This window comes from Maricaulis sp., assembly GCF_030149425.1.
Lineage (GTDB): Bacteria > Pseudomonadota > Alphaproteobacteria > Caulobacterales > Maricaulaceae > Maricaulis.
Window position 1 is genome coordinate 22,963 of the sequence record NZ_JASBRQ010000041.1, and the last position, 21,328, is coordinate 44,290.

The window sequence follows — 21,328 nt, forward strand, 5'->3', positions numbered from 1 at the left end:
GCATCCTCGATCAAAAAAAGTTTGATCGAGGCCTATACCAGCCGTTTGCGTAGTAATTGCGACATCAGGTCAATGGCACTCACAGCGATGACGATGACCAGGACGATGGCGGCGGTACGCTGATAATCGAAAGCGCGAACCGCTTCGAACAGGATCTGGCCGATACCGCCGGCACCGATCAGGCCGAGCACGGTGGCCGAGCGGGCATTGGACTCGAAACGATAGAGACCGAAGGAGGTCCACAACGGGGCCACCTGCGGGATCACCGCCCAGATGATTTCGTGCAGCGGCGTTGCACCGGTCGCCCGGACGCCTTCAATCGGGCCTTCATCCACAGCCTCGACGGCCTCGGAGAACAGCTTGGCCAGGACACCGGTGGTATGCACGGCCAGCGCCATTACACCGGCGAGCGGGCCCAGGCCGACCGCGGCGATGAAGAGCAGGGCGATGATCAGCTCGTTGATCGAGCGGAACACATCCATCAGGCGGCGCACCGGCTGCACAATCCAGCCCGGCGCCACATTGCGCGCGCTCATCAGGCCGAAGGGGATGGCCGCAATGACGGCGATGAACGTGCCCCAGATCGCGATCTGAACGGTGACGATCATTTGCGGCACGGCTTCCGCGATCCCGCTGCGCAGATCGGTGGAGTATTCGGCCCGCGAGGCGGCATCGAAAATGTTGGACGGGAAGAAGCCGGCGATGAACTCACCCATATCGCCGGCGTTTTCGACCAGCAGATAGGAGCGGTCCATATCCGCGGAATCAAAGCTCCAGACCAGGATCACGATCACGCCGACGGAAATGAAGACATTGATCAGGCGCTCGCTCAGAGGCACGCGCGGCCCCGGTCCACGCGGCGCGCTCGCCCACAGCATGATGATCAGCAACGCACCGGTCAGGCCCAGCAGGATGACCCCGCCAGAGGCACTGCCCGAGGCCTGCCCCGTGCCGGCATTGGCGGCATCGTCCTCGAGGGTTTCACCTACAGAGCTGGCCAGGCTGACCAGGCCGCTATTACCCGCCTCGACCTCGGCCAGACGCGCTTCAAGCTCGGCGATACGGCTGGCGCGTTCCTCCTCGCTCAGGGTCTCATCGGTCCGGGTCTGGGTGATATCGCGGACGATTTCCAGCTGCACGATGGGATCGAGATGGGCATTGGAGGACGGCAGGAAGGTGCCGAAGACCAGCGGATTGAGGATATCCCGCGCCGCCTGGATCTCCTCCGGCGTGCCGCGGCGGCCGTAATTCATGAAGAAGTACTGGATGCGCTGCTTGGCTTCCTCATCGAGATCGCCCCGCCAGATGATCGGATCGGTCTGGATCATCGGCGAACGCCAGATTTCGCGCAGGCTGGCATAGATATCCGGACGCGAGCGCTGCAGCACCAGCATGTTGGTGGTGTTGTTGGCCGCCACATCGACCAGCTCATTGGCCACGGCCAGGGCGTTGGCTTCATGGCTGGCATTGCGCACGGAGTTGAAACACTCGTTCGGGTCGATGCCGCGCGGCGCGAAGATGAAGGCCGACGGAACCAGGAAGCCGGAGGTGGAATTGGGGTCGCCCATGCCGAAGTCGATCGAACCGTCACAGGTGAGGATATCGTCAAGCGTCTGGATCGGGCTGTCGACCGGCACCAGAAGCACCGAGTGATAGCCCTCGGAGCCGTCCGGATAAGTCGCCTTGGCAAACACTTCCCCGCCCGCTAGGCGGACCGCCTGCAAGCCGGAGAAGTTGGAGAACCAGGCCACCTGGACATTGTCATAGCGCATCGCCTGGATCACGCCGGCATAATCCGACGCGTAGAAAGGCTGGATATTGTAGCCGGTCCATTCCGACATGGCGGCGATAAAGGGCCGCCAGTTGGATTCCAGGTTGGACGAACTCTCCGTGGCAATAATGCCGAAATTGATGGTGCGGCGATCATCAGACGCCGCGGAACCGCTCGTACCGGCTTCGCCTGTGCTGACATCGGAACAGGCGGCCAGGGCGAGGAGGAGCGGTGCCAGGAGCAGCGCTTTGAGAGCCTTGATCATCACGGTCATGCCTCTTCACCCCCGTAGAAGGCCGCTTCGAATTCGGGGCCGTAGATTTCGATCAGTTTTTCCTTGGTCAGCTCGTCCTGCGGCCCGTCATAAAGGACCTGGCCCTTGTTGAGCGCGACGATGCGATCGCAGAACTGACGCGCATAATCGATCTGGTGCAGGGTGACGACCACGGTGAGGTCATCTTCCTTGTTCAGCTCGCGCAGCAATTCCATGACATTGCGGGCCGAGACGGGATCGAGTGACGCAATCGGTTCATCGGCAAAGAGCACCTCGGCGCCCTGCACGAGGGAGCGGGCAATAGCGGCGCGCTGCTGTTGACCGCCGGACAGGTTGGAGGCGCGGCGCCCGGCAAACTCGGCGATCCCGACACGGTCGAGGGCATCCATGGCGGCCTGTTTGACCGAATTGGGGAACATACCCAGCACACCGCGCCAGCGCGGCAGACGGCCGAGCGCACCGAGCAGGACATTGCCGAACAGGCTCAACCGGCCGACCAGATTGAACTGCTGGAAAATAAAGCCGAGATGGGAGCGGTTATCGCGCACACCGGGGGCGAGCTTGCCGCCTTCCTGCATGGTCTTGCCGAGGATGGAGACCGGGCCGGAATTGCTGTCGGCCACCTGCAATGCCGCAGCGACCCGCAAGAGCGTCGACTTGCCGGAACCGGACGGGCCGATCAGAGCGACCATCTCGCCGGTGTTCACGGTCAGCGACACATCATCAAGCGCCTTGGTCTCACCGAATGTCATGCGGACATGATCGGCGTGGAGCGCTGCAACAGCCTCGGCCATGCTTTATTTCCCCTTCGTACTCACCCGTTTTTGGCGTATGCCGATGAGAGTTTCGTGACAAGGGCTGATCGCCGTGCTGCTGCACTTTGCCACTTTATTGCTGCTCGCGGCCCTCATCGCGCTGGTCTGGACCGACACGCAGAGCTTCCGCCTGCCGGACAAGATCACTCTACCGCTGATTCCCGCCGGACTGGCCGTGAATGCTGTTCTTCTTGATCAGATCTGGTCACCGCTGATCGGCGCGGCGCTGGGTTATGGTGTGCTGGTCTCGATCGAGCTGGGCTATCGTTATCTGCGCGGTATTGACGGGCTTGGCCGCGGTGACGCCAAACTGCTCGCGGCCGGTGGCGCCTGGTGCGGTGCCTGGATGCTGCCCGTGATCTTGCTGATCGGCAGCTGGAGCGCCCTGCTCTACGTCTTTTTGGTTGGACTGGCGGAACGCCGCGCGCCGGACCAGAGCACAGCCATCGCCTTCGGCCCCTGGATCGCCTACGGCATTATCCTGGCCTGGTGTTTTCACGCCTTCGGTGCACCGTTTCAGCTGGCTTTCTAGCCTGGCCGCAATTGCCGGCAGGCATAATGCCCGATCACCGGGATAACGAGGCGCTGACCGTCGGGCTGCTGGATGCTCAACACCGAGCGTTCAATTCTCTGGCCTTCCGGCAGCCGCTCGCCCACCGTCCCCGTCAGGCGCAGGTCAAGCTGGCGGCCAGCGTCGACATAACGGCGCTCATAGGGGTCGCCGACAATAAAACTGCTCTGGCGCGCGGGAAACGAGAACGCGTTGACCTGCCCATTGGCGAAGACGCGGGCAAAGCCCTCGGTCTCGTTCTCAAAAGCCAGGAAGCGATGCGAACTGTCAGCGCTCCAGAAAAATGTGCCGCAGGCGCCGGCGACCAGCGGCTGCGCCGGCAGCTCGCTCAGTGCTTCCACAGCGTCCGCCGCAACCGGCTCGGCGACCGGAGCCGTCGCGACACCGGGCATTTGCAATCCACTCGTGGCGCAACCGCCCAGCGCAAGCGCACCCGCAAGACCTGCGATCCATGCATTAGGGCTGGCCATAACTCACACTCCCCTGGCGGCGCCAGACATCGCCGTCGCGTTCCAGCCCGCCCAGAGCCAGAACATCCGCCAGCTCGGCGCGAGAGGTCTGCAATTCCAGCGACCATTGATACCCGCTGCGGTCGAACTCGATCTCACCGGTCAGGCCGAGATCATCCGACATACCAGAGAAATCCAGCACGAGCCGCCCCTCGCGGCAAGACAATTGCCCGGCCAGATCCGGCCCCTGAAAGCCATAGGTGGCCGCGAATTGGGTCAGGGCGGCGGTCCGCACCGTCCCCTGAGCAGAACGGCAGGTATCGCCATCCAGCTCCAGCCGACTGATATTGCCGGAGACCTGGCCATCAAGATCAAGACCCGGGAAAACCGGGACGCCGAGGCGCTCGAGGCTGGCATTGAACCGGGTCTCGCGCAGCTCCATCCAGTCGCCGGCCATGGCCATTTGCCCCTGACCACGCACACTGCTGTCACTGACACTCCACGCGGCCGACAGGCGGCCGACCAGCAAGGGCAGCGGATTAACGGCGAGCTCGATCTCGCGCACCGGCATGGCGGCGATGCGCATGCCGTAAACCCGGCCATGCCAGAGCGAGCCATAGACGTCCTGATAGCCGAAGGCACTCGCACCGCCTGCTACTATCATCACCGCCTTCAACGGCATCAGCGCGATCAGCCAGACGAGGACAGCAGCCAGTCCAATGAGCAGGTAACGCAGCATCTAACCCCCTCCGCCGCGGCGCAGGACCAGGCTGATCTGAGCGTATTCATTGCCCTCGCGATCCATCGTGCTGGCCATGACCTGGACGCCATAGCGCTCTTCCAGATCGATCAGCCAGCTCATCACCGCCCGGGTCTCGGCCCGCTCGATATTGACGGTCAGCGAGCCGTCATCACCGGGGATCATGCGGGCGATGGCAATCTGGTTGCCGATCGCGAGCGAACCGACAATGGAGCGCAGGGACTGCCCGGACCCGATTTGTGCGGCCCCGCTGGAGGACAGCGCGCGATAGGTCTCCGCATCCGCCTCAATAGCGCGGTACAGACGCATGGATCCGGCATAATCATTGCGCGCCTGCTGGTGGAAATCGATCAGCGGCCGCGCCAGGAGAAGATAACCGATCAGCCCGGCCAGCATGACGAACATGATGGCCAGCAAAACCTGCTCGCGATCACTGCGGCCGGACCAATAGGTCTGGATAGCTTGGACAACCGGGTTCATCGCAACCTCAACACAAACTCGCCTTCAAGGCCGGCCTCGCCTTCGCGCGCGCCATTATCCTCAAGGCCGATACCCAACCGTGCCGCCTCGGCGCTGAGCGCGTCGAAATCGGCAAAATCGGTGTACAGGGCCGAGACTCGCAATTCCGCCCGCGCCTGATCAAAACGGATGCCCTCAATCCGCACCCGCTCATTTCCCGCGGTCAGTTCGGACAAGGCGGTGACGTGCAACAGGAAGGAGGAGGTTTCCCCGCCCCCCAGCGCCGCGATGCGATCGCCGAGAATGCGTTCGGCCTCGGCCGGGATAACCCGGCGCGTGACCTCGGGTACGGCCGACCGGAACACCGCCACGCTGGCCGCGTCAAAACGGTCCGCCTGCAGCCGGTAATACATCGCCTCGGACCCCAGGAGCGCACCGAAAGCGATCAGCAATCCCGCGGCGAGAGCACCGGTATAGCGCAGGGGTTTGAGCACAACCGACCAGTCCAGGGTCGAGAGCCAACGCTCACCAAACAGGGGTGGCAGATCGCCCAGGTCAGCGTCATCCATTCGCCGTGCACGACCAGCAAGGTCTTCACGCGAGACAGCGCGGAACGCTGCTCCGGTCAGGCCCAGCGAGGATGAGACCGCGACATCTCCGCCGGAGGCGCCATGGACTATGGCGTGAGCGATCTGACCAAACAGGTCCGGATCAACCGCCCCGCCAAAGGCGGTCCCGTCCTGTTGCGCGCTCTGGCCATACCAGAACAGAACATCACCGCGGCGATCGAACAGCGTCAGGGCCGCCTCCTGGTCGGCGGCGGCCTGATAGTCAGCCATTGTGTAGACCGGCCGCACGAGCACCGGTTCCAGGCGCTGCTGCAAGGCCTCTACCCAGTCATTCTCCGCCGCCATGATCCAGCGCTTGCCGTCGGCGGCGCGTGCGCCCGGGATGATCCGGGTCTCCTCCAGCGAGGCGGCCAGCTCATCCTCGACCATGAAGGGTGCGGCCTGGCGGGCCTCGCGTTCACTTCGGGCCGGCAGGTTGATCCGGGTGAGGAAGACGCGCTCACCGGGCAGGATGCACAAGGTCCGGTCAATGCCGCTACGGTCCGCAATATCCGGCGCCTCATCCTTGCCGGCCTGGCCGGAGCGCAGCGTATTGCCGCTCTCCCGGTCGATCACCGACCAGTCCAGCGTGCCCGCATCGTGGACCTGGATGACAAGATCCTGGCTCATGAGAAGCTTCCATAGCGTTGGGTCAGACGGCGCAGCGAACCCCCGCCGCGCCATTCGACCGTTTCGTTGAGCTCGAAACGCATGCCGGCATAAAGCACGTCGATTTCAATCTCAAAATAATTCGTGGTGATGCCGACACTGCCGCGCATCTCGTCGGTCAGCTCGAGGTTTTCCAGCAGGTTCAACTCCCAGAACTCCGAGGCCTGTTCAAACCCGGCCGGAGGACGTCGCAGGAGCAGGCCATCGGCCTCGACCTGGGTGATATTGCCGTCGAGGGCGGCGATCAGGAGCGGCAATTGGTCGGCGCGCAGCGTGTTGATATTGACCGAGAGCGGATCGGTCATCGGACGGGTACAGACCAGCGGCTCAAGCACGCGGAACAGGTCCGGCGTCATGGCCTCCAGGGCGAGCAATTCCTGGGGCTCGGCCAACAGCGTATTGCCGGTGCGGTAGGCCCGGCTGAGATCGCTGTAGAGCTCGTCCTCGCCGCCGGAAATGGTCTGGCGGACATCGCTGTCGATCCAGTCCAGCGTCTGGGCTGAAATCCGTCCGACCTCCTGCGCCGGCAGACCTGCCGCCCGCATCAGGATTTCATAGCGGTGCCGGTGCGCCGCCACTTCGCGCAGTACGCCATCCTCGCCGCGCACGACCAGACTGTTGAGATTGAAGCAATTATTGCCGTCGGTGACCGTGCCGGCGAGCTGGCCCTGATCGATCGGGAAAATCTGCGGACCGTTGAGCCATTCCGCATCGGGCCGCAGGGCCTGGTCCGGCGCGCTCATCGCCCGCTCGATGGAGATCTCGGCGAAGTCACGCGCGCCGAGCGCATACCAGTAGGCCTGGTCGCGGATTTCCAGATTGGCCGTGCGCCGCATGGAAAAGCGCAGATCCGTCGCCAGCGCCATGGCCACCGTGGTCATCAGCGCGACCAGCAGCAAGGCGCTGATCAGCGCAGCGCCGCGCTCGCGGGAAACGGTCCGGACGGTCCCGCTCATGACAATCCCTCCGGTGTCACGGCGATGAATTCCAGCGCGCCGAAATCCGGAGCGGTAAAGCGCAGCCGCACGGCTCGCGGAAAGGCCTCGTTCTCACTGCCTGGACGGCGCAGGGCCTGGCTGCGCCAGTTCACACCGAAATAGAAATCCGCCGCAATCGCCTCCGCCCGGTCGGCGAGCACCTGCTCGCTCTGGCGGGTTTCGCCGGTCATGTCCGGATAATCCGAGGCGCGGCGGATCAATTGCCCTCCACGGACGAGGTATTCGACATGAATCAGCGAGCTGCGCGCACGGATATAGCCCGGATTGGCGCGGCCATGGCGGGTGAAGGCAAACAGGATACGCTCGGCCTCGGCATCATCGCCCAGGCGGAGGCCGGCATTGTCACCGGCGAAGACATAGGAGCGCGGATAGCCGTCAGCCCCGCGCACCGTCCGGTCGGCGAGCTGGCCGAGGTCCTCACGCAACAAAACCCGCACACGATCAAGACCGGCAGAGCGCGCAAGGGCCTTCTCATTGACGTCGCGAGCGGTCAGCGTGGACGCCAAAAGCGCGACGGAAATGGTCCCGATTACAGCGAAGACGAAGGTCGCGATGAGCACTTCCAGCAGGGAGAAACCGGCGCTTTGATCGGCGGGATGGGTCATCATCACGGCCTCCGCCGGAAGGTTTCGATACGCCCGGCAAGATAGCCGCTCTCACCTTCACGTACCGTCATGACCAGCCGGACCAGCTCGCGATCCGTCGTGGCTTCGACATCGAGTTCCCAGCTATAGCCGACACCGGCGAGCTCATAATCCCCCGACCGGCCGGTGATACGGCCAGGACGCAGGAGTTCCATATTGAGCAGGTTTTCCGCTGCCACCATACCCAGTGCCCGGGTTTCCACGGCCGTGGTATTCCGCGTTGTCACCGAGACCATATTGACCACAGCCAGCCCGGCCAGCGCCAGGATCGCTAGCGCCGCCATGACCTCAATCAGGGAGAACCCCTGCTCAGCGGCTTGATGATCAACGGCCGGGCTCATGCGCCGATCTCGCGTCGCTCAAGGGTTTCATTTTCGGTCCAGTTCAGTTCGATCTCACGCCCCTGCCCCTGCAGGCGAAGCCGGAACGGATCGTTGAGCCCGGCCGGGTCGAACCAGAATACCGGTACGGCGCTGCCTTCCGCTTCCACCAGCACAGCGTCGGTCACGCTGAGACGGATCTCCGCCTGCATGCGGTGCGGTTCAAGCCCCGGATTATTGCCCAACGGACGCCAGAGGCCGTCGACATAGCGGTAGAAGGCATAACCGGCGCCGAACTCCTCGATCACAAGCCCGACAGGTTGACCGGTCGCAATGGCATCCTGGCTGGCATAGTTGAGGCGCAGCGTCAGCCGGTCGGCCTCGCTGTCGAGCGGATCGTCAGCGGGCTGAACAGCAAACACCACCGCTGCTGACACCATTGCGACAATGGTAATCGCCACCAGGATCTCCAGCAGGGAGAGGCCTGCATCAGATGGCAGGCGACGCCGCATCAGCGATCCCAATTGCCGATATCGGCGTCGAGATCCTCGCCACCCTCGCGGCCGTCAGCCCCGAGCGACCAGATATCAAAGACGCGGCCGTCACGGCCGGGATAGGCATACTGGTAGGGGTTGCCCCAGGGATCGTCCTCCAGCCGGCGCAGATAGCCGCCCGGACGGTAATTGGCAGCATCATCCCGCGGCGCGGTGACCAGCGCGTCCAGCCCCTGCTCGGTCGTCGGGTAGCGGCGCATATCCAGGCGATAGGCGTCGATCGCCTGTTCCAGCGTGGCCAGGTCGGTCCGCGCTTTTTGCACCATGGCCTGTTCCTGGGCCGGCAGCACGTTGAGCAGAACAATCGTTCCGAAAATGCCGATAATGGTGATGGTCACCAGGACTTCGAGCAGGGACAGGCCCGCTTCCTTGTCGGTCGCATCCGGACGGGCAGAAGTGTGGTTTTGCTCTTGCGTCGTCATCAGATCTCTCCCTAGCCGAGCGGCATGGTATTGAGTTGCAGGATCGGCAACAGGACAGACAGGACAATCAGTCCGACCCCGACCCCGAGAATAAGAAGTATAGCCGGCTCAAGCAGGTTGAGCCCGACCGTGATGGAACTGTCCAGATCCTGTTCGAGCTGATCGGCGGAGCGGCGGAACATCTCGCCCAAGGCGCCGGATCGTTCGCCGGCGGCAATCATGAACAGGGCCAGTGCCGGGAACCAGCCGCGCGCGCGCATGGCGTCCGACAGGCCGCGTCCGGTTTCGATGTCGCGGATCACCAGCTCGAGCCGCCCCTTGAAGGCCAGATTGCCAGCGGCCCGCCGGGCCGCCCGCAAAGCATCGGGCAGGACAGCGCCGCTTTCGACCAGGATACCCATGGTCCGGCAAAACCGCGCCGCCTCGACATGGCGCAGGAAGGTACCGATCAGCGGCAGACGAGAAACCGCCCCGTCGAACACCGTCCGGACACTGTCCTGGCGCAGAAGGAAGCCGCAAAGCAGTACCAATGCGAACAGCCCACCCACCAGGACCGGCCAGAAACTCTGCATGAAGCCGGAGATCGCGATCATCACCCGGGTCAGAAGCGGCAAGGTCATCCCCATACCGGTAAACTGCTCGGCGATACGCGGCACAACAAAGGTCATCAGCAAGGCGATGACGCCGACGGCCACGGTGGTCAGAACCGCAGGATAGATCAGCGCACCGGTGACCCGGGTCTTCACCGCCTGTTCCTTCTCCAGATAATCCGCCAGACGCGCGAGCACTTCGCCGAGCCCGCCTGCCGTCTCACCCGCCGCGACCATGGCACGATAGACCGCCGGGAAGGATTTCGGAAAACCGTCGAGCGCGTCCGACAAGCGTTCACCTTCGGTGACCCGAACGCGGACGGCCATCAGGATGCGCCGCAAATGATGCCGCCCGCCCTGCTCGGCAACAAGGCCGAGGCTCTCCGCGATGGGCATGCCCGCGCCGATCAGGCTGGCAAGCTGACGCGTAATGAGCATCAATTCCCGGCCGGACAAATCGGACCGGGTCAGCTGGATATTGAGCGAGAGCCCCTCGCCGGTTGCCCGCGGCTTGCGCTCATCGGCATGGCGGATCGACAACGGGGCCATGGACCGGCTGCGCAGCTCGCGCCGGGCCGCCACTTCGCTGTCAGCGGTGATCAGCCCCTTGGACTTCTTCCCCGCCTTGTCGAGTGCCTCATACTCAAAGGCCGGCATTGCGCTCTCCGTCCTCGCGACAGACGCGCAGGACTTCCGACAGGCTGGTCGTGCCGTTCAGCACCAGATCAATACCGTTGTCGAACAAGGTCTTGCGATTGTCGAACGCGTGCCCGGCCATATCCGCTTCGCGGGCATCATCATGAATCAGACGGCGCAGGGCATCATCGACCATGACCAGCTCATAAATCCCGGTCCGGCCCTCATAACCCAGCTGGTTACACTGCGAGCAGCCGACCGGGCGATAGAGCTTGGCATCCGTGTTGGCGGGCAGACCGAGGAGCTCCAGCTCGGCGGCGTCCGGATCATAAGCCTCACGGCAATGCGCACACAGACGTCGCACCAGGCGCTGGGCCAGGATCGCCGTCAGCGTGGACGCCAGAAGATAGCTTTCCACGCCCATATCACGCAGGCGGGCGATGGCGGCCACCGCCGAATTGGTGTGCACGGTGGAGAGGACAAGGTGTCCCGTCAGGCTGGCCTGGACCGCGATCTGGGCCGTTTCGACATCGCGGATCTCGCCAACCATGACGATATCGGGATCCTGGCGCAGGATGGCGCGCAGGCCGGCCGCAAACGTCATTCCGACCTTGGCGTTGACCTGGGTCTGGCCAATACCATCGATCGCGTATTCGACCGGGTCTTCAACGGTGAGGATATTGCGCGTGGCATCATTGAGCAGGTTGAGCCCCGCATAGAGCGTCGTGGTCTTACCGGCACCGGTCGGGCCGGTGACAAGGACAATGCCATTGGGCTGGGCTAGGGCCTTGCGCACATCGGCAAGCATCTCCACCGGCATGCCGAGATCATCCAGGCTGTAGCGAGCCTGGGAATTATCCAGCAAGCGCAGCACGACGCGTTCGCCATAGCGCGAGGGCAGGGTCGACACACGGACATCGACAGCCTTGCCGCCCAGCGTGATGGTAAGACGGCCATCCTGGGGCACCCGCTTTTCCGAGATATCCAGCCGGGCCATGACCTTGATGCGCGAGACCAGCGGCGAGGCGAGCTTTTGCGAAACCGACACAGTCTCGCGCAGAACGCCGTCGATCCGGTAGCGAATGGAGACACGGTCCTCATAGGGCTCGACATGAACGTCGGAGGCGGAGGTGCGCACGGCCTCTGCAATCATGCCGTTGATCAGACGAATGATCGGCGCATCAGAGGCGCTATCGAGCAGGTCTTCGGTCTTGGGAATCTCATCGATCAGGCGGGAAAGGCTCTCATCCTGCTCTTCCGCCTCCATAGACTGCGCGTCGATGGCGTCGAAGGCATAAATGTCCGACAGCGCCTTGTCGAAGGCGGCGGCATCGCACTCCGAGACCGGCAGTGTCCGGCCAACCACCCGGCGCAGCTCAACCAGAGCCCGGCGATCCGCACCGGCGCGCAACAGAAACACGCCAGGCTCGCCCGGCTGGTAGGCGACACCCTTCTGGCGGGCATAGGCATAGGTTACCGGCGAGGTCTGGCGCGGAGCAGGCGCGGTCTGGTCTGGCGCGCTAGCGGTCATCGCTGGTCCCGGTCTGCGGCATGTCGACCATGAGCATGTTCATGATCGTCTCCAGGCTGCTGTCACCGCTCTCATCAGCGATCCGTTGCTGGCCCGCGATGTAATCGTAGCGGTTCTCGGTCACCGCCTGCATATCCGCTTCGCTGCGGATAATGGTCGGGCGGATGAAGACCATCAGATTGCGGCGTACGCTGGTTTCACTTTCAGAGCGGAACAGGCGCCCGACACCAGGCACATCGCCGAGCACCGGGACGCCATTCGTGGTGGCCTGATCGTCCTGTTCGATCAGCCCGCCCAGCACGATGATCTCGCCATTATCGGCCAGCACCGTCGTGGCGATGGAGCGCTTATTGGTGATCAGGTCGGACGAGGTCGTGCTCACCGTTCCAGCGACTGAAGACACTTCCTGCTCGATATAGAGCCGGACCGTATCGCCTTCAGTGATCTGCGGCCGCACCAGCAGTTTCACACCCACTTCCTCGCGATCAACGGTGCGGAACGGGTTGGAATTGTTCGAGCCCAGCGCTTCGCCCGTGGTGATCGGAATTTCCTGGCCGGAGAGGAAGGACGCCTCCTCATTATCCATCGCCAGGATGGACGGCGTGGCCAGCAGATTACTGTCGACATCGCTGTCGACCGCATTGAGCACGAGGCCGAACAGGGTGCCGTCGGAATTCTGACCGCCAAAGCCGAGCGTCGCACCGCTGGCACCGAGCAGTGAGGCCAGGGCTGCATCCTGCAGGGACGTATTGGTGGTGCTGTCATCATCCCCCGGTGACGCGATGGCGCCCGCCAGAGACAACAGGTCCGGTGTATTGTTGTTGAAGCGCGTCATCGCCAGCGGCGTGTCGGAACTGCCGGTACCGGCCAGCAGCATCTGCACGCCGAGCTCAGCGGCGGTGGAGTCGGAAATTTCCACGATAATGCCTTCCACCAGGACCTGCGGGCGGCGGATATCGAGCTGGCTGACGACCAGCTCGAGTTCACGCTGCACGTCCGGCTCGGCATTGATGATGATCGAATTGGTCGGCGCGTGATGGGCGACACTGGCGCGGCGGCCAGTGGTATTGTCATCCGAGCTGAGCGTATCGACGACTTCCTGCAGGATGGGCAGTAATTGCTCGCCATCGGCATGATCCAGCGTGATCACGCGGAAGCTCTGATTGGCCTGGGACACCCCGTCGACCTGGCGCACCAGCCGGGCCATCTCGCTCACGGCCCGGGCATTACCCCGCAAAAGCACCGTGTTGGAGGCCGGGATCGGCGCAACGGTCACATTAAAGCTCTGATCATCCTCGCCCGACGCATTGCGAGTGCGCACGGATTCGATGATGCGGGAAATTTCAGAAGCGGAGACATTCTGCAGCTCGACCATTTCATAGACCGAAGTGTCGCGGTCGAGATCGCGGACGACCTCGCGGATGCGCTGCAGGTTTTCCGCATAGTCGACAACGACGAGCGCATTACCGGTTTGCGTCGCATTGATCGCGCCCTGAGGGTGGACGAGCGGACGCACCACATTGATCGCTTCACGCACACCGACATGATTGAGGCGCAGAACTGCGGTCACATACTGGTCGCCGCGGATATCCTCATTGACCGGGCCGGCGCTGCGCGAACCGACCTGGTCCGGCACGATCTGGTAGGCGCCGGAGGCGGTCGGGACCACGGTGTAGCCATGCACACGCATGGTCGACAGGAAGACCTGGAAATACTGATCGGCCGTGAGCGGCGTCTGCGAGGTGATCGTCACCCGGCCCCGCACATTGGGATCAACGATGAAGGTATAACCGGTCACCGACGAGACATCATCGATGACCGCCTGGATCTCAGCCTGATTGAAATTGACCAGATTATCCTGGGCCTGCACGGCGGCTGGCGCAAAGAGCAATAGGCTCGCGGCGATCAGGGCGGCGACGGCGTTCTTCACGGACACAAACATCACGGCAATTCCAGTTCAAGATTGAGAGGGATACCAGCGCGGACGATGGAAATACTGACGCGCTCATTGTCTTCGAGCGCTTCAAAAACGGTTTCGAGGGCTTCGACATCGGTGACATCTTCGCCGTCAACGGCGGTGACGATATCGCCCATGCGCAGACCGGCGCTTTGCAGCAAGGCGGCGTTCCCGCCGGCAAAGCGATAGCCGACAATATTGGCGCCGTCGTACCGGGGTTCGACCTCGAACAGGCCGCCAACATCGATACGCTCTGCGATATTGCGCGCCGTGCCGCCGCGGACCGCGCTGCGGATTGAGGTATTGCCCGGCGCACCGGTCGGCGCGACGACCGACCCGCCGCTGGCGCCTTGGCGTCGCTCTTCACGCAAATAGAGAGACTCAGTGATGCCCCGGCGATTGATAATGACGTAGTCGGTATGGACCTCTTCCAGCGTTACCCCGTCAATGATCTCAGCGCCGGTGCGGACAAAGCGTTGCCCCGTGCCCGGCGCCTGGATGATCGCCGCGCCCTGGTCCGGGCCGGCCCCGCGGCGCACGCCGTGCAGGGTAAGATTGAGCTGGGTTTCCGGTGCGAGCTGGACCGCCTGGACCGGGGCATCCGCGACGACGCGCCGGTCTTCAAACAGGCTGCTATCGCGCAAGCGTCCAATATCGGCGACATAAGCCGGGGCGGAAGCGCTGCGGCTGCCAGCGGCGGATCCGGTGGAAAAATCGCCCGCGCTGGCACCAAAGGCGAGCAGCCATATGGCGCGCGCCAGGACATAGGCGATTGCGATGATCAGGAGCGTATTGACCACAGGCAGGGCGAGCTTGGCGATCACGGCAAGCCTCGGCTTCCGGAAAGTCTGACCCGCGAAGGAAAGCATGTCTGCCATGGTCACCTGCACCTGCCGTTTCGGTCAGGCTTTCAACGCGTTGAAGGGATAAATCCCGTCGGAGAGGTATCCGATATACGCGTCATGCGTCAGTTTAACGACGTTTCGTGGTTTCCCGAAAGAAAATGACACAAAAACGGGGCGGGTTTCGAAAAACCCGCCCCGCCTGAAGTCTTACCAGGTCCGCGAGATGGAGAAGCCGAAGGAGGTACCGACATCATAGGTATCCACCGGCAGTTCGACCTCCGCGGAAGAGGCCACGGCGGTGGCTTCATAGCCGTCGCCGAGAATATTGCGCACCGAGAAGCCGAGATCCCAGTCTGCGTCCGCCACCGTTACGGTGCGGCTGTAGACGAAATCGAGCGAGCTCGGGACTTCCTCGATCACAGACGGCAGCGCCACAACCACCTCATTCGCCGCACTGTCAAAGGTCAGCAGCTCGGCCGAGCGGATACGCTCGGAGGTGTAGTTGTAAAGCAGAGCACCGCGGGCCCGGCCGTCAAACGTCTCGAAGCCGAACTGCAGGTTAAACAGGTGCTCGGACTGACCTTGCAGCTCGCGACCGTCACGGATCACCGTGTCTGCGGCCGTGATATTGGCCACCGGACCACGCAGCGTGCCATTATTGACGATCACGACATCGCCGTCATCCACCGACACTTCCGAGGCGATATTGGTGTAGTTCGTCTTGATGAACCACTCGCGGTCGGCAAAGAAGGCGCCTTCGAAACGGTCCGACAGGTCGAAAACCTTCTCGAACTCGATCTCATAGCCCTGCAGCGTCGCTTCCGGTGCGTTGATGTAATCGTAGAAGATCGTGTCACCAACCGGACGGATACGTTCCTCGATCGGGTTTTCCAGCGTCTTGTGGAACAGGCCCACCGTGACGAACTGCTCGCGACCGAAATAGTATTCCAGGCGGGCATCGAAGCTTTCAATCTCCGTGTTCCGCAGGAACGGGTTACCGATGTAGGAGTTATCGGTAATCAGATCGACGAATTCAGCCGAGGCGACTTCGCGGAATTGCGGACGTGCGATGGACTGCGAGTAGGCGGTCCGGAGCTGAAGATTGTCTGCAAAGGTCCAGGTCAAAGTTGCAGACGGCAGGGTGTAGTCCTGGTCCTGCAGCTCGGAGAAGATGGCGCGGTCAGAGCCCGTGGACGAGGCCACAAGCGCGTCAATTGCCACATCACGATCAAACAACAGACCACCCGGAACCGCGAAGGTGCGGACGTTGAAATCCGTCTCTTCTTCGAAGCGGACGCCGAAAGCAGCGCGCAGGAACGGCGTTACTTCGACATCGGCTCCGCCATAGAAGGCCTGGGTCTCGAGCACCGCGTCATAACGCTGCGGCGAGCTGTCCGTGGAGTTGGCTTCGTCGAGGTAGAAGCCTTCCGTGTTGAAGTTCTGCGCCGCGAAGAGATAGTCGATCCGGCTGTCCTCGATGTCCCGGACATAGCTGTCCGAGTCAGCGCGGAAGCGGAAGGTGCGCTGGGACGCCTCGCGCTCACGGCTCATCTGGGCATAACCGAACGACAGCTCGACATCATAATTGCCGAACACAACCGGCAGCTCGAAGTCCAGACCGGCATCGGAGGTCTCGTCTTCAACCGCGGAGAAGCGGGTGAAGTTAGACGACGTGATGGTCGGGTTGTAGGTCAGGTTGCCGTCACGATCGTATTCGTAGCGATATTCGCGCTCATACGGTGCGTCACGGGTCGCCTTGGCGTCGGAAATACGCCACTCGACGCCGAGATCGCCCAAGCTGGCAAAGGTGTGCTCACCCAGGAGCTGGTTGAACACCACTTCCCGCTCGAACCAGGACAGGCTGTCGATCTGGTTGGCGATTTCCGACGGGTTGTCCCAACGCTGGGTACGGCGGGTCTCTTTCGAGGTCGAGCGCAGCACCATGGAGAGGAAGCTGATCTCGTGATCGTCGTAGAAATCGATGCCGGCAGAGAACATGGCCGACGCATCGATCGTGTTCTCGGTTGCGGTGGTGTTGTTGTACAGGCTCGTCTCGTCGACCGAATTGGTGAAGGTCGTGAAGTCGAGCGGACCGGCGACATAGCCGTTGGGACCGACATCGCCACGCGTACCTTCACGGGTCTGCCAGCTATTGGAATAGCTTGCTGAGCCCAGCAGACCGATGGAGAAATTGTCGAAGTCGAAACGGTCACCGACGGAGACGGAGACGTCACCATTGGCATCGGTATCAACCGTCTGGACAACCCACAGCTCGGAATTGACGAAGGACGCACCCAGCTCAGCCTTTTGGGCACGGTTCAGCTGGGAACCGGCGAAGTTCGTCGTATCCCAAAGCGCTGCGATTTCAGACGGCACGTCGCGCATACCGTCGTCATAGCCCATCCAGTCGGTGTCCGACCCGTCATAGGTCAGGCCATCATTACCGGTGGTGACCGTGTCAAAACCACCGCCAACAGATGCCGAGAAGAAGCCCTCATTCGGCAGACTGGCCGTTTCAATGGCGATCACACCGCCGCCGAATTCAGCCGGGAATTGCGGCGTTGCCGTCTTCTGGACCAGGACGTTCGAGAGAACATTGGTCGGGAAGATGTCGAGCGGCGCGGCGCGGCGAAGCGGTTCCGGAGACGGCATCGGCGAGCCGTTCAGGAGGGTGTTCGAGTAGCGCTCGTTAAGACCGCGAACAACCGCAAAGCGACCGCCCGTGGTGGAGATACCGGTGATCCGGACCAGCGCAGATGCGAGGTCGGAGTCGCCAGTGGTTTCAAGGTCGTCGAGAGACAGGACCGCGGAAACCTCGGACGTCACGCGGCGGTCATCAGGAATGTACTGATAACGGACCGTGATCTGGTCTTCGATTTGCGCGTCCTGGGCGACGGCTGCAACAGGAACCAACGTGGTAGACGTCAGCAACGCAGCCGAAAGTGCAATTCGATTGGTTTTCATCTTAATCACCATGTGACTGCATTCGATACAAGGCATCTCCGGCCGGCCTTAACCGGCCGGAGATGAAACTGCGTTGCTGCTTACGGGAGCCACGGCGGCTCGAAGGACCAGCCGGCAACCCAGGTGTCGTCCACCGTCGCTGCAGTCGGGTCGATCGCGCCGACATAGTTCACGTCCGTGAACCAGCTGTCGATTGCGTTCACGTCCGTCGCCGTCAGACCGGTTTCAGCCGCACCCGGCATGAACACGTCCGTCAGCGAGTTGGTGTACTCGACATTGTTGGAACGGCCCAGGAACCAGGTCGACACGTCGACCGGATCGCCACCGCTTTCGGAGAAGTTGTTGGTGCAGTCGAGAGCCACGGACTGGATGTCCAGGATCTCGTCGCCAGCAGCGCCGGTTGCGCCTTCACCCGCCAGGCGATCGAAGGTCGCGTCCTGGTCAATGTCGAGGCATTCGTCGGTGAAGTTGGTGACGATACCATTGTAGAGCTGGCCAGCTGTACCTTCGCGGATCAGCATGCCCTGGTCCGATTCAGCGCCCGCTTCATCACCGATGAGGGTGAAGTTGGAGATCATCGGGTTAGAGCGCGGCAGCTGGTCATTGGCGCCGCCGGTACCACCACGGTTGTCGAACTCGAAGCCCTGGTCGGCGTCGGTGCCTTCCTGGATGACGAGGACGAACTGAGCGCGGCCGGTCCAGCCATCGGTGTAGTCCATGGAGTCATCGCCGATACCGGTCAGAAGGACGTATTTCATGTCCACTGAGCCGCCGAACATCTCGATGCCATCATCCTTGTTGTTGTGAACCTGGATGTGGCTGACTTCCGTTGCCGAACCCACGCCCTGGAAGGCGATGCCGTTGAGCTCGTTATCGGTGGAGATTTCGAAACCGGCGAATTTGACCTGGGTGAAGAAGAGGTTGCCGCTATCGTCCGCCGGCTGATCGCCGCCGAACAGGCCCGTGCCGCCCTCACCGGACTTGGTGCAGTTGGCGGAACCGCCAGCAACAGCCGAGTCACAATCGTTGATCGGAGCGTTACCGTTGATGATCAGGCCGCCCCATTCGCCGCGGTCGGTGTCACCCACCGTGCCTTCGACGTCCGAGCGGGAGGTCATGATGACCGGCTCGGCCAGCGTACCGTTGGAGCGGATCTGGCTGTCACGTGCAACGACCAGATAGTCCGCGCCGGAGTTACCGAAAATGGTCACGCCCGGCTCAATGGTCAGGACAGCGCTGTCGCCAGCATCTTCACCGATGAAGACCGGACCGGAGAGCTCGTAGATGGAGCCTTTGTCCAGGGTGATGTCAGCGGTGTAGGAACCAGACAGGCGGCAGACGCGCTTGAAGTTCAGAACTTCACCGGTTTCTGCGGTACCCGTCGGGCAGGCCGTGGAGCCGGCACCGGAGAAGTCGCCGAAGGTCCAGCCCGTGGTCCAGTTATTGGTGTTCGTGTCGCCCGGACCGAAAGCACCGATGTAGGACACGGTCGTGAACCACGGATCGAGGACATTCACATTGACGGCTGCGATCGACTGCTCAACCGGGCCCGGGAAGACGCCGTCGAGGGAGTTGGTGATCTCAGCATTGTTGGCACGGCCCAGGAACCAATCCGAAACGTCGACCGTATCGCCGCCGCTTTCGGAGAAGTTGCCGTTCGGGCAGTCGAGGACGACAGACTGGATGTCCAGGATTTCGTCGCCAGCCGCGCCGGTTGCGCCTTCACCCGCCAGGCGGGCGAAAGTCGCGTCCTGGTCGATGTCGAGGCATTCGTCGGTGAAGTTGGTGACGATACCGTTGTAGAGCTGGCCAGCGGTACCTTCGCGGATCAGCATGCCCTGGTCCGATTCAGCCCCAGCACTGTCACCGATCAGGGTGAAGTTGGAAATGATCGGGTTGGAGCGCGGCAGCTGGTCGTTGGCGCCGCCGGGACCACCGCGGTTGTCGAACTCGAAGCCCTGGTCGGCAGCGGTGCCTTCCTGGATCACGAGGACGAACTGGGCGCGGCCGGTCCAGCCATCGGTGTAGTCCATAGAGTCGTCGCCGATACCGGTGAGAACGACGTATTTCATGTCGACGGTACCACCGAACATCTCGATGCCGTCGTCCTTGTTGTTGTGGACCTGGATATTGTTGACCGTGGTGCCGTTGCCAACGCCCTGGAAGGCGATGCCGTTGAGCTCGTTATCGGTCGAGATTTCGAAACCTGCATAACGCAGCTGCATGTACTGGTAGATACCGGAATTGTCGGTCGGGATATCGCCGCCGAACAGGCCCGTGCCACCTTCACCGGACTTGGTACAATCAGCGCTACCGCCAGCAACAGCCGAGTCACAATCATTGATCGGTGCGCGGCCATTGATGATCAGGCCGCCCCATTCGCCGCGCGTGGTCGCGGAGACCGAACCGTCGATATCGGAAAGCGAGGTCATGATGACCGGGTCGTTCTGCGTACCCAGCACACGCAGCTCGGAGCCGCGGGTGACGACCAGGTAGTCAGCGCCGTTCGCGCCAATGATCTGGGTGCCGGCCGGGACCGTCACAACGGTCGGGATGCCGCCGGTACCGGCATTGCCGACGTCTTCGCCGATGAAGACCGGGCCGGAAACGACATAGCCGCTGCCTGCAGCGAGCGTGGTGTCGGCGGTGATATTGCCGGACATCTCACAAGCGGTCAGCGTGCCGCCATCAGAAAGGGTAAAGGTGCCAACCGCGAAATCGCCGCAGCCATTGGCCGTCAGATCGATATTCTGACCGGTGCCGCCACCGCCACCGCCGCCGCCCGGAGGCGTACCCAGGTTCTCGTTACCCGGAGAGGAAATGGACGAGTCCGCACAGGCCGCGAAAAAGGCGCAGGCGGTTGAGACAAGCAGAAGCTTGCGGAAGTTTTGCTTCACCGACATTGAAGACCCCCAAAAAGGACAAAACCAAGTTTCGACGCGCCCCAAACCACCAGGGCCCGCCGCTTGGCGAGGGCATAAACAGCACCTTTGTAACGCTTGAATGACAGAAACCCGGCCGCCGCTTTGGTGGCGCTATCAATTGGGCCGACCGCGAAGTTTGTTGCCCGGAACAACCGCCTTAAACCCTGCTATTATTGCCGAATTCGGAGTAGTGACCGATTCACCATAAGGCCGCATTTGATCATTGAAATTTTTGTGACATTTCGGATTTTTACGCCTTTGGACCGGCATTTCCCGGTGCAGAATCGAATCCGAGAAAACCGGCCGAAACCGGTTCTTTTGCCGTGTACGGATTTGTATTTTTTGTGACGATCGCGGGTCACGGCGGGCCGGTTTGGCGCTGCGTATAGAATATAGCCCCACCCCTGCGGGCTCCCGGTCGTTTTTGACTTTACAGACCCGGATTTTGTCTTTAAAGGCGCCCCACCCCGGCGGAGGCGACGATGCCGGATTGGGTTAACTGCCATCAGGGGGTCACGTGAATTGCGCACGTACCATACGCCCCTGGACCTGGTCCGCTCCCGGCAC

Annotated in this window: 18 protein-coding genes; 1 reads left to right on the top strand and 17 read right to left on the bottom strand. The window is 62.3% G+C overall.

What is annotated here, in order from left to right; all coding sequences use genetic code 11:
• Positions 1–32: 32 nt before the first annotated feature.
• A complete protein-coding gene (gene phnE / locus Q1V57_RS06325; RefSeq protein ID WP_300528760.1) occupies positions 33–2,045 on the bottom strand; it encodes a phosphonate ABC transporter, permease protein PhnE in 2,013 nt (670 codons plus the stop codon).
• Complete coding sequence (phnC, locus tag Q1V57_RS06330) at positions 2,042–2,839, bottom strand: phosphonate ABC transporter ATP-binding protein (RefSeq protein ID WP_300528763.1); 798 nt, start codon at positions 2,837–2,839, stop codon at positions 2,042–2,044. Before phnC ends, phnE begins: the two co-directional genes overlap by 4 nt.
• A gap of 73 nt (positions 2,840–2,912) precedes the next feature.
• On the opposite strand from phnC, the gene Q1V57_RS06335 reads away from it, so the two are divergent.
• Complete coding sequence (locus tag Q1V57_RS06335) at positions 2,913–3,392, top strand: A24 family peptidase (protein ID WP_300528765.1); 480 nt, start codon at positions 2,913–2,915, stop codon at positions 3,390–3,392.
• Here Q1V57_RS06335 and Q1V57_RS06340 read toward each other — a convergent pair.
• From Q1V57_RS06340 to Q1V57_RS06410, 15 genes are all read right to left on the bottom strand, one after another.
• Complete coding sequence (locus Q1V57_RS06340) at positions 3,389–3,901, bottom strand: hypothetical protein (RefSeq protein ID WP_300528767.1); 513 nt, start codon at positions 3,899–3,901, stop codon at positions 3,389–3,391. The genes Q1V57_RS06335 and Q1V57_RS06340 overlap by 4 nt on opposite strands.
• Positions 3,888–4,619 carry a type II secretion system protein N gene (gene gspN / locus Q1V57_RS06345; RefSeq protein ID WP_300528770.1) on the bottom strand — a complete coding sequence of 244 codons (732 nt, stop codon included), beginning with the start codon at positions 4,617–4,619 and terminating at the stop codon, positions 3,888–3,890. The genes Q1V57_RS06340 and gspN overlap by 14 nt, the downstream gene beginning before the upstream one ends.
• Entirely contained in the window at positions 4,620–5,120 is a 501-nt protein-coding gene (locus tag Q1V57_RS06350) for a type II secretion system protein M (RefSeq protein ID WP_300528772.1), read from the bottom strand.
• A complete protein-coding gene (gene gspL / locus Q1V57_RS06355; RefSeq protein ID WP_300528774.1) occupies positions 5,117–6,337 on the bottom strand; it encodes a type II secretion system protein GspL in 1,221 nt (406 codons plus the stop codon). Before gspL ends, Q1V57_RS06350 begins: the two co-directional genes overlap by 4 nt.
• Complete coding sequence (gene gspK / locus Q1V57_RS06360; RefSeq protein WP_300528777.1) at positions 6,334–7,332, bottom strand: type II secretion system minor pseudopilin GspK; 999 nt, start codon at positions 7,330–7,332, stop codon at positions 6,334–6,336. Before gspK ends, gspL begins: the two co-directional genes overlap by 4 nt.
• Complete coding sequence (gspJ, locus tag Q1V57_RS06365) at positions 7,329–7,982, bottom strand: type II secretion system minor pseudopilin GspJ (protein ID WP_300528779.1); 654 nt, start codon at positions 7,980–7,982, stop codon at positions 7,329–7,331. Before gspJ ends, gspK begins: the two co-directional genes overlap by 4 nt.
• Positions 7,982–8,359 carry a type II secretion system minor pseudopilin GspI gene (gene gspI / locus Q1V57_RS06370; protein ID WP_300528781.1) on the bottom strand — a complete coding sequence of 126 codons (378 nt, stop codon included), beginning with the start codon at positions 8,357–8,359 and terminating at the stop codon, positions 7,982–7,984. Before gspI ends, gspJ begins: the two co-directional genes overlap by 1 nt.
• Positions 8,356–8,850, bottom strand: coding sequence for a GspH/FimT family pseudopilin (locus Q1V57_RS06375; RefSeq protein WP_300528783.1), 495 nt, complete (start codon positions 8,848–8,850; stop codon positions 8,356–8,358). Before Q1V57_RS06375 ends, gspI begins: the two co-directional genes overlap by 4 nt.
• Complete coding sequence (gene gspG / locus Q1V57_RS06380; protein WP_300528784.1) at positions 8,850–9,314, bottom strand: type II secretion system major pseudopilin GspG; 465 nt, start codon at positions 9,312–9,314, stop codon at positions 8,850–8,852. Before gspG ends, Q1V57_RS06375 begins: the two co-directional genes overlap by 1 nt.
• Positions 9,315–9,325: 11 nt before the next feature.
• Positions 9,326–10,561 carry a type II secretion system inner membrane protein GspF gene (gene gspF / locus Q1V57_RS06385; RefSeq protein WP_300528785.1) on the bottom strand — a complete coding sequence of 412 codons (1,236 nt, stop codon included), beginning with the start codon at positions 10,559–10,561 and terminating at the stop codon, positions 9,326–9,328.
• Entirely contained in the window at positions 10,548–12,071 is a 1,524-nt protein-coding gene (gene gspE / locus Q1V57_RS06390) for a type II secretion system ATPase GspE (RefSeq protein WP_300528786.1), read from the bottom strand. Before gspE ends, gspF begins: the two co-directional genes overlap by 14 nt.
• A complete protein-coding gene (gene gspD / locus Q1V57_RS06395) occupies positions 12,061–14,013 on the bottom strand; it encodes a type II secretion system secretin GspD (RefSeq protein WP_300528790.1) in 1,953 nt (650 codons plus the stop codon). The genes gspE and gspD overlap by 11 nt, the downstream gene beginning before the upstream one ends.
• Positions 14,013–14,906 (bottom strand): type II secretion system protein N, encoded by an 894-nt coding sequence (locus Q1V57_RS06400; protein WP_300528787.1) that lies wholly within the window; start codon positions 14,904–14,906, stop codon positions 14,013–14,015. The genes gspD and Q1V57_RS06400 overlap by 1 nt, the downstream gene beginning before the upstream one ends.
• Positions 14,907–15,080: 174 nt before the next feature.
• The gene (locus Q1V57_RS06405) at positions 15,081–17,837 is read right to left on the bottom strand and encodes a TonB-dependent receptor (RefSeq protein ID WP_300528788.1); all 2,757 of its coding nucleotides are present in this window, start codon (positions 17,835–17,837) and stop codon (positions 15,081–15,083) included.
• Positions 17,838–17,917: 80 nt separating this feature from the next.
• Positions 17,918–20,740 (bottom strand): hypothetical protein, encoded by a 2,823-nt coding sequence (locus Q1V57_RS06410; protein WP_300528789.1) that lies wholly within the window; start codon positions 20,738–20,740, stop codon positions 17,918–17,920.
• Positions 20,741–21,328 lie beyond the last annotated feature (588 nt).

Excerpts from the sequence above, each read along its gene's own strand:
- gspD (WP_300528790.1), bottom strand. The coding sequence starts at position 14,013 with ATGTTTGTGTCCGTGAAGAACGCCGTCGCCGCCCTGATCGCCGCGAGC.
- gspN (WP_300528770.1), bottom strand. The coding sequence starts at position 4,619 with ATGCTGCGTTACCTGCTCATTGGACTGGCTGCTGTCCTCGTCTGGCTG.
- gspF (WP_300528785.1), bottom strand. The coding sequence starts at position 10,561 with ATGCCGGCCTTTGAGTATGAGGCACTCGACAAGGCGGGGAAGAAGTCC.
- Q1V57_RS06400 (WP_300528787.1), bottom strand. The coding sequence starts at position 14,906 with ATGGCAGACATGCTTTCCTTCGCGGGTCAGACTTTCCGGAAGCCGAGG.
- gspL (WP_300528774.1), bottom strand. The coding sequence starts at position 6,337 with ATGAGCCAGGATCTTGTCATCCAGGTCCACGATGCGGGCACGCTGGAC.
- gspK (WP_300528777.1), bottom strand. The coding sequence starts at position 7,332 with ATGAGCGGGACCGTCCGGACCGTTTCCCGCGAGCGCGGCGCTGCGCTG.
- gspI (WP_300528781.1), bottom strand. The coding sequence starts at position 8,359 with ATGAGCCCGGCCGTTGATCATCAAGCCGCTGAGCAGGGGTTCTCCCTG.
- Q1V57_RS06405 (WP_300528788.1), bottom strand. The coding sequence starts at position 17,837 with ATGAAAACCAATCGAATTGCACTTTCGGCTGCGTTGCTGACGTCTACC.
- Q1V57_RS06350 (WP_300528772.1), bottom strand. The coding sequence starts at position 5,120 with ATGAACCCGGTTGTCCAAGCTATCCAGACCTATTGGTCCGGCCGCAGT.
- gspJ (WP_300528779.1), bottom strand. The coding sequence starts at position 7,982 with ATGATGACCCATCCCGCCGATCAAAGCGCCGGTTTCTCCCTGCTGGAA.
- gspG (WP_300528784.1), bottom strand. The coding sequence starts at position 9,314 with ATGACGACGCAAGAGCAAAACCACACTTCTGCCCGTCCGGATGCGACC.
- Q1V57_RS06340 (WP_300528767.1), bottom strand. The coding sequence starts at position 3,901 with ATGGCCAGCCCTAATGCATGGATCGCAGGTCTTGCGGGTGCGCTTGCG.
- phnC (WP_300528763.1), bottom strand. The coding sequence starts at position 2,839 with ATGGCCGAGGCTGTTGCAGCGCTCCACGCCGATCATGTCCGCATGACA.
- gspE (WP_300528786.1), bottom strand. The coding sequence starts at position 12,071 with ATGACCGCTAGCGCGCCAGACCAGACCGCGCCTGCTCCGCGCCAGACC.
- Q1V57_RS06410 (WP_300528789.1), bottom strand. The coding sequence starts at position 20,740 with ATGTCGGTGAAGCAAAACTTCCGCAAGCTTCTGCTTGTCTCAACCGCC.
- phnE (WP_300528760.1), bottom strand. The coding sequence starts at position 2,045 with ATGACCGTGATGATCAAGGCTCTCAAAGCGCTGCTCCTGGCACCGCTC.
- Q1V57_RS06375 (WP_300528783.1), bottom strand. The coding sequence starts at position 8,850 with ATGCGGCGTCGCCTGCCATCTGATGCAGGCCTCTCCCTGCTGGAGATC.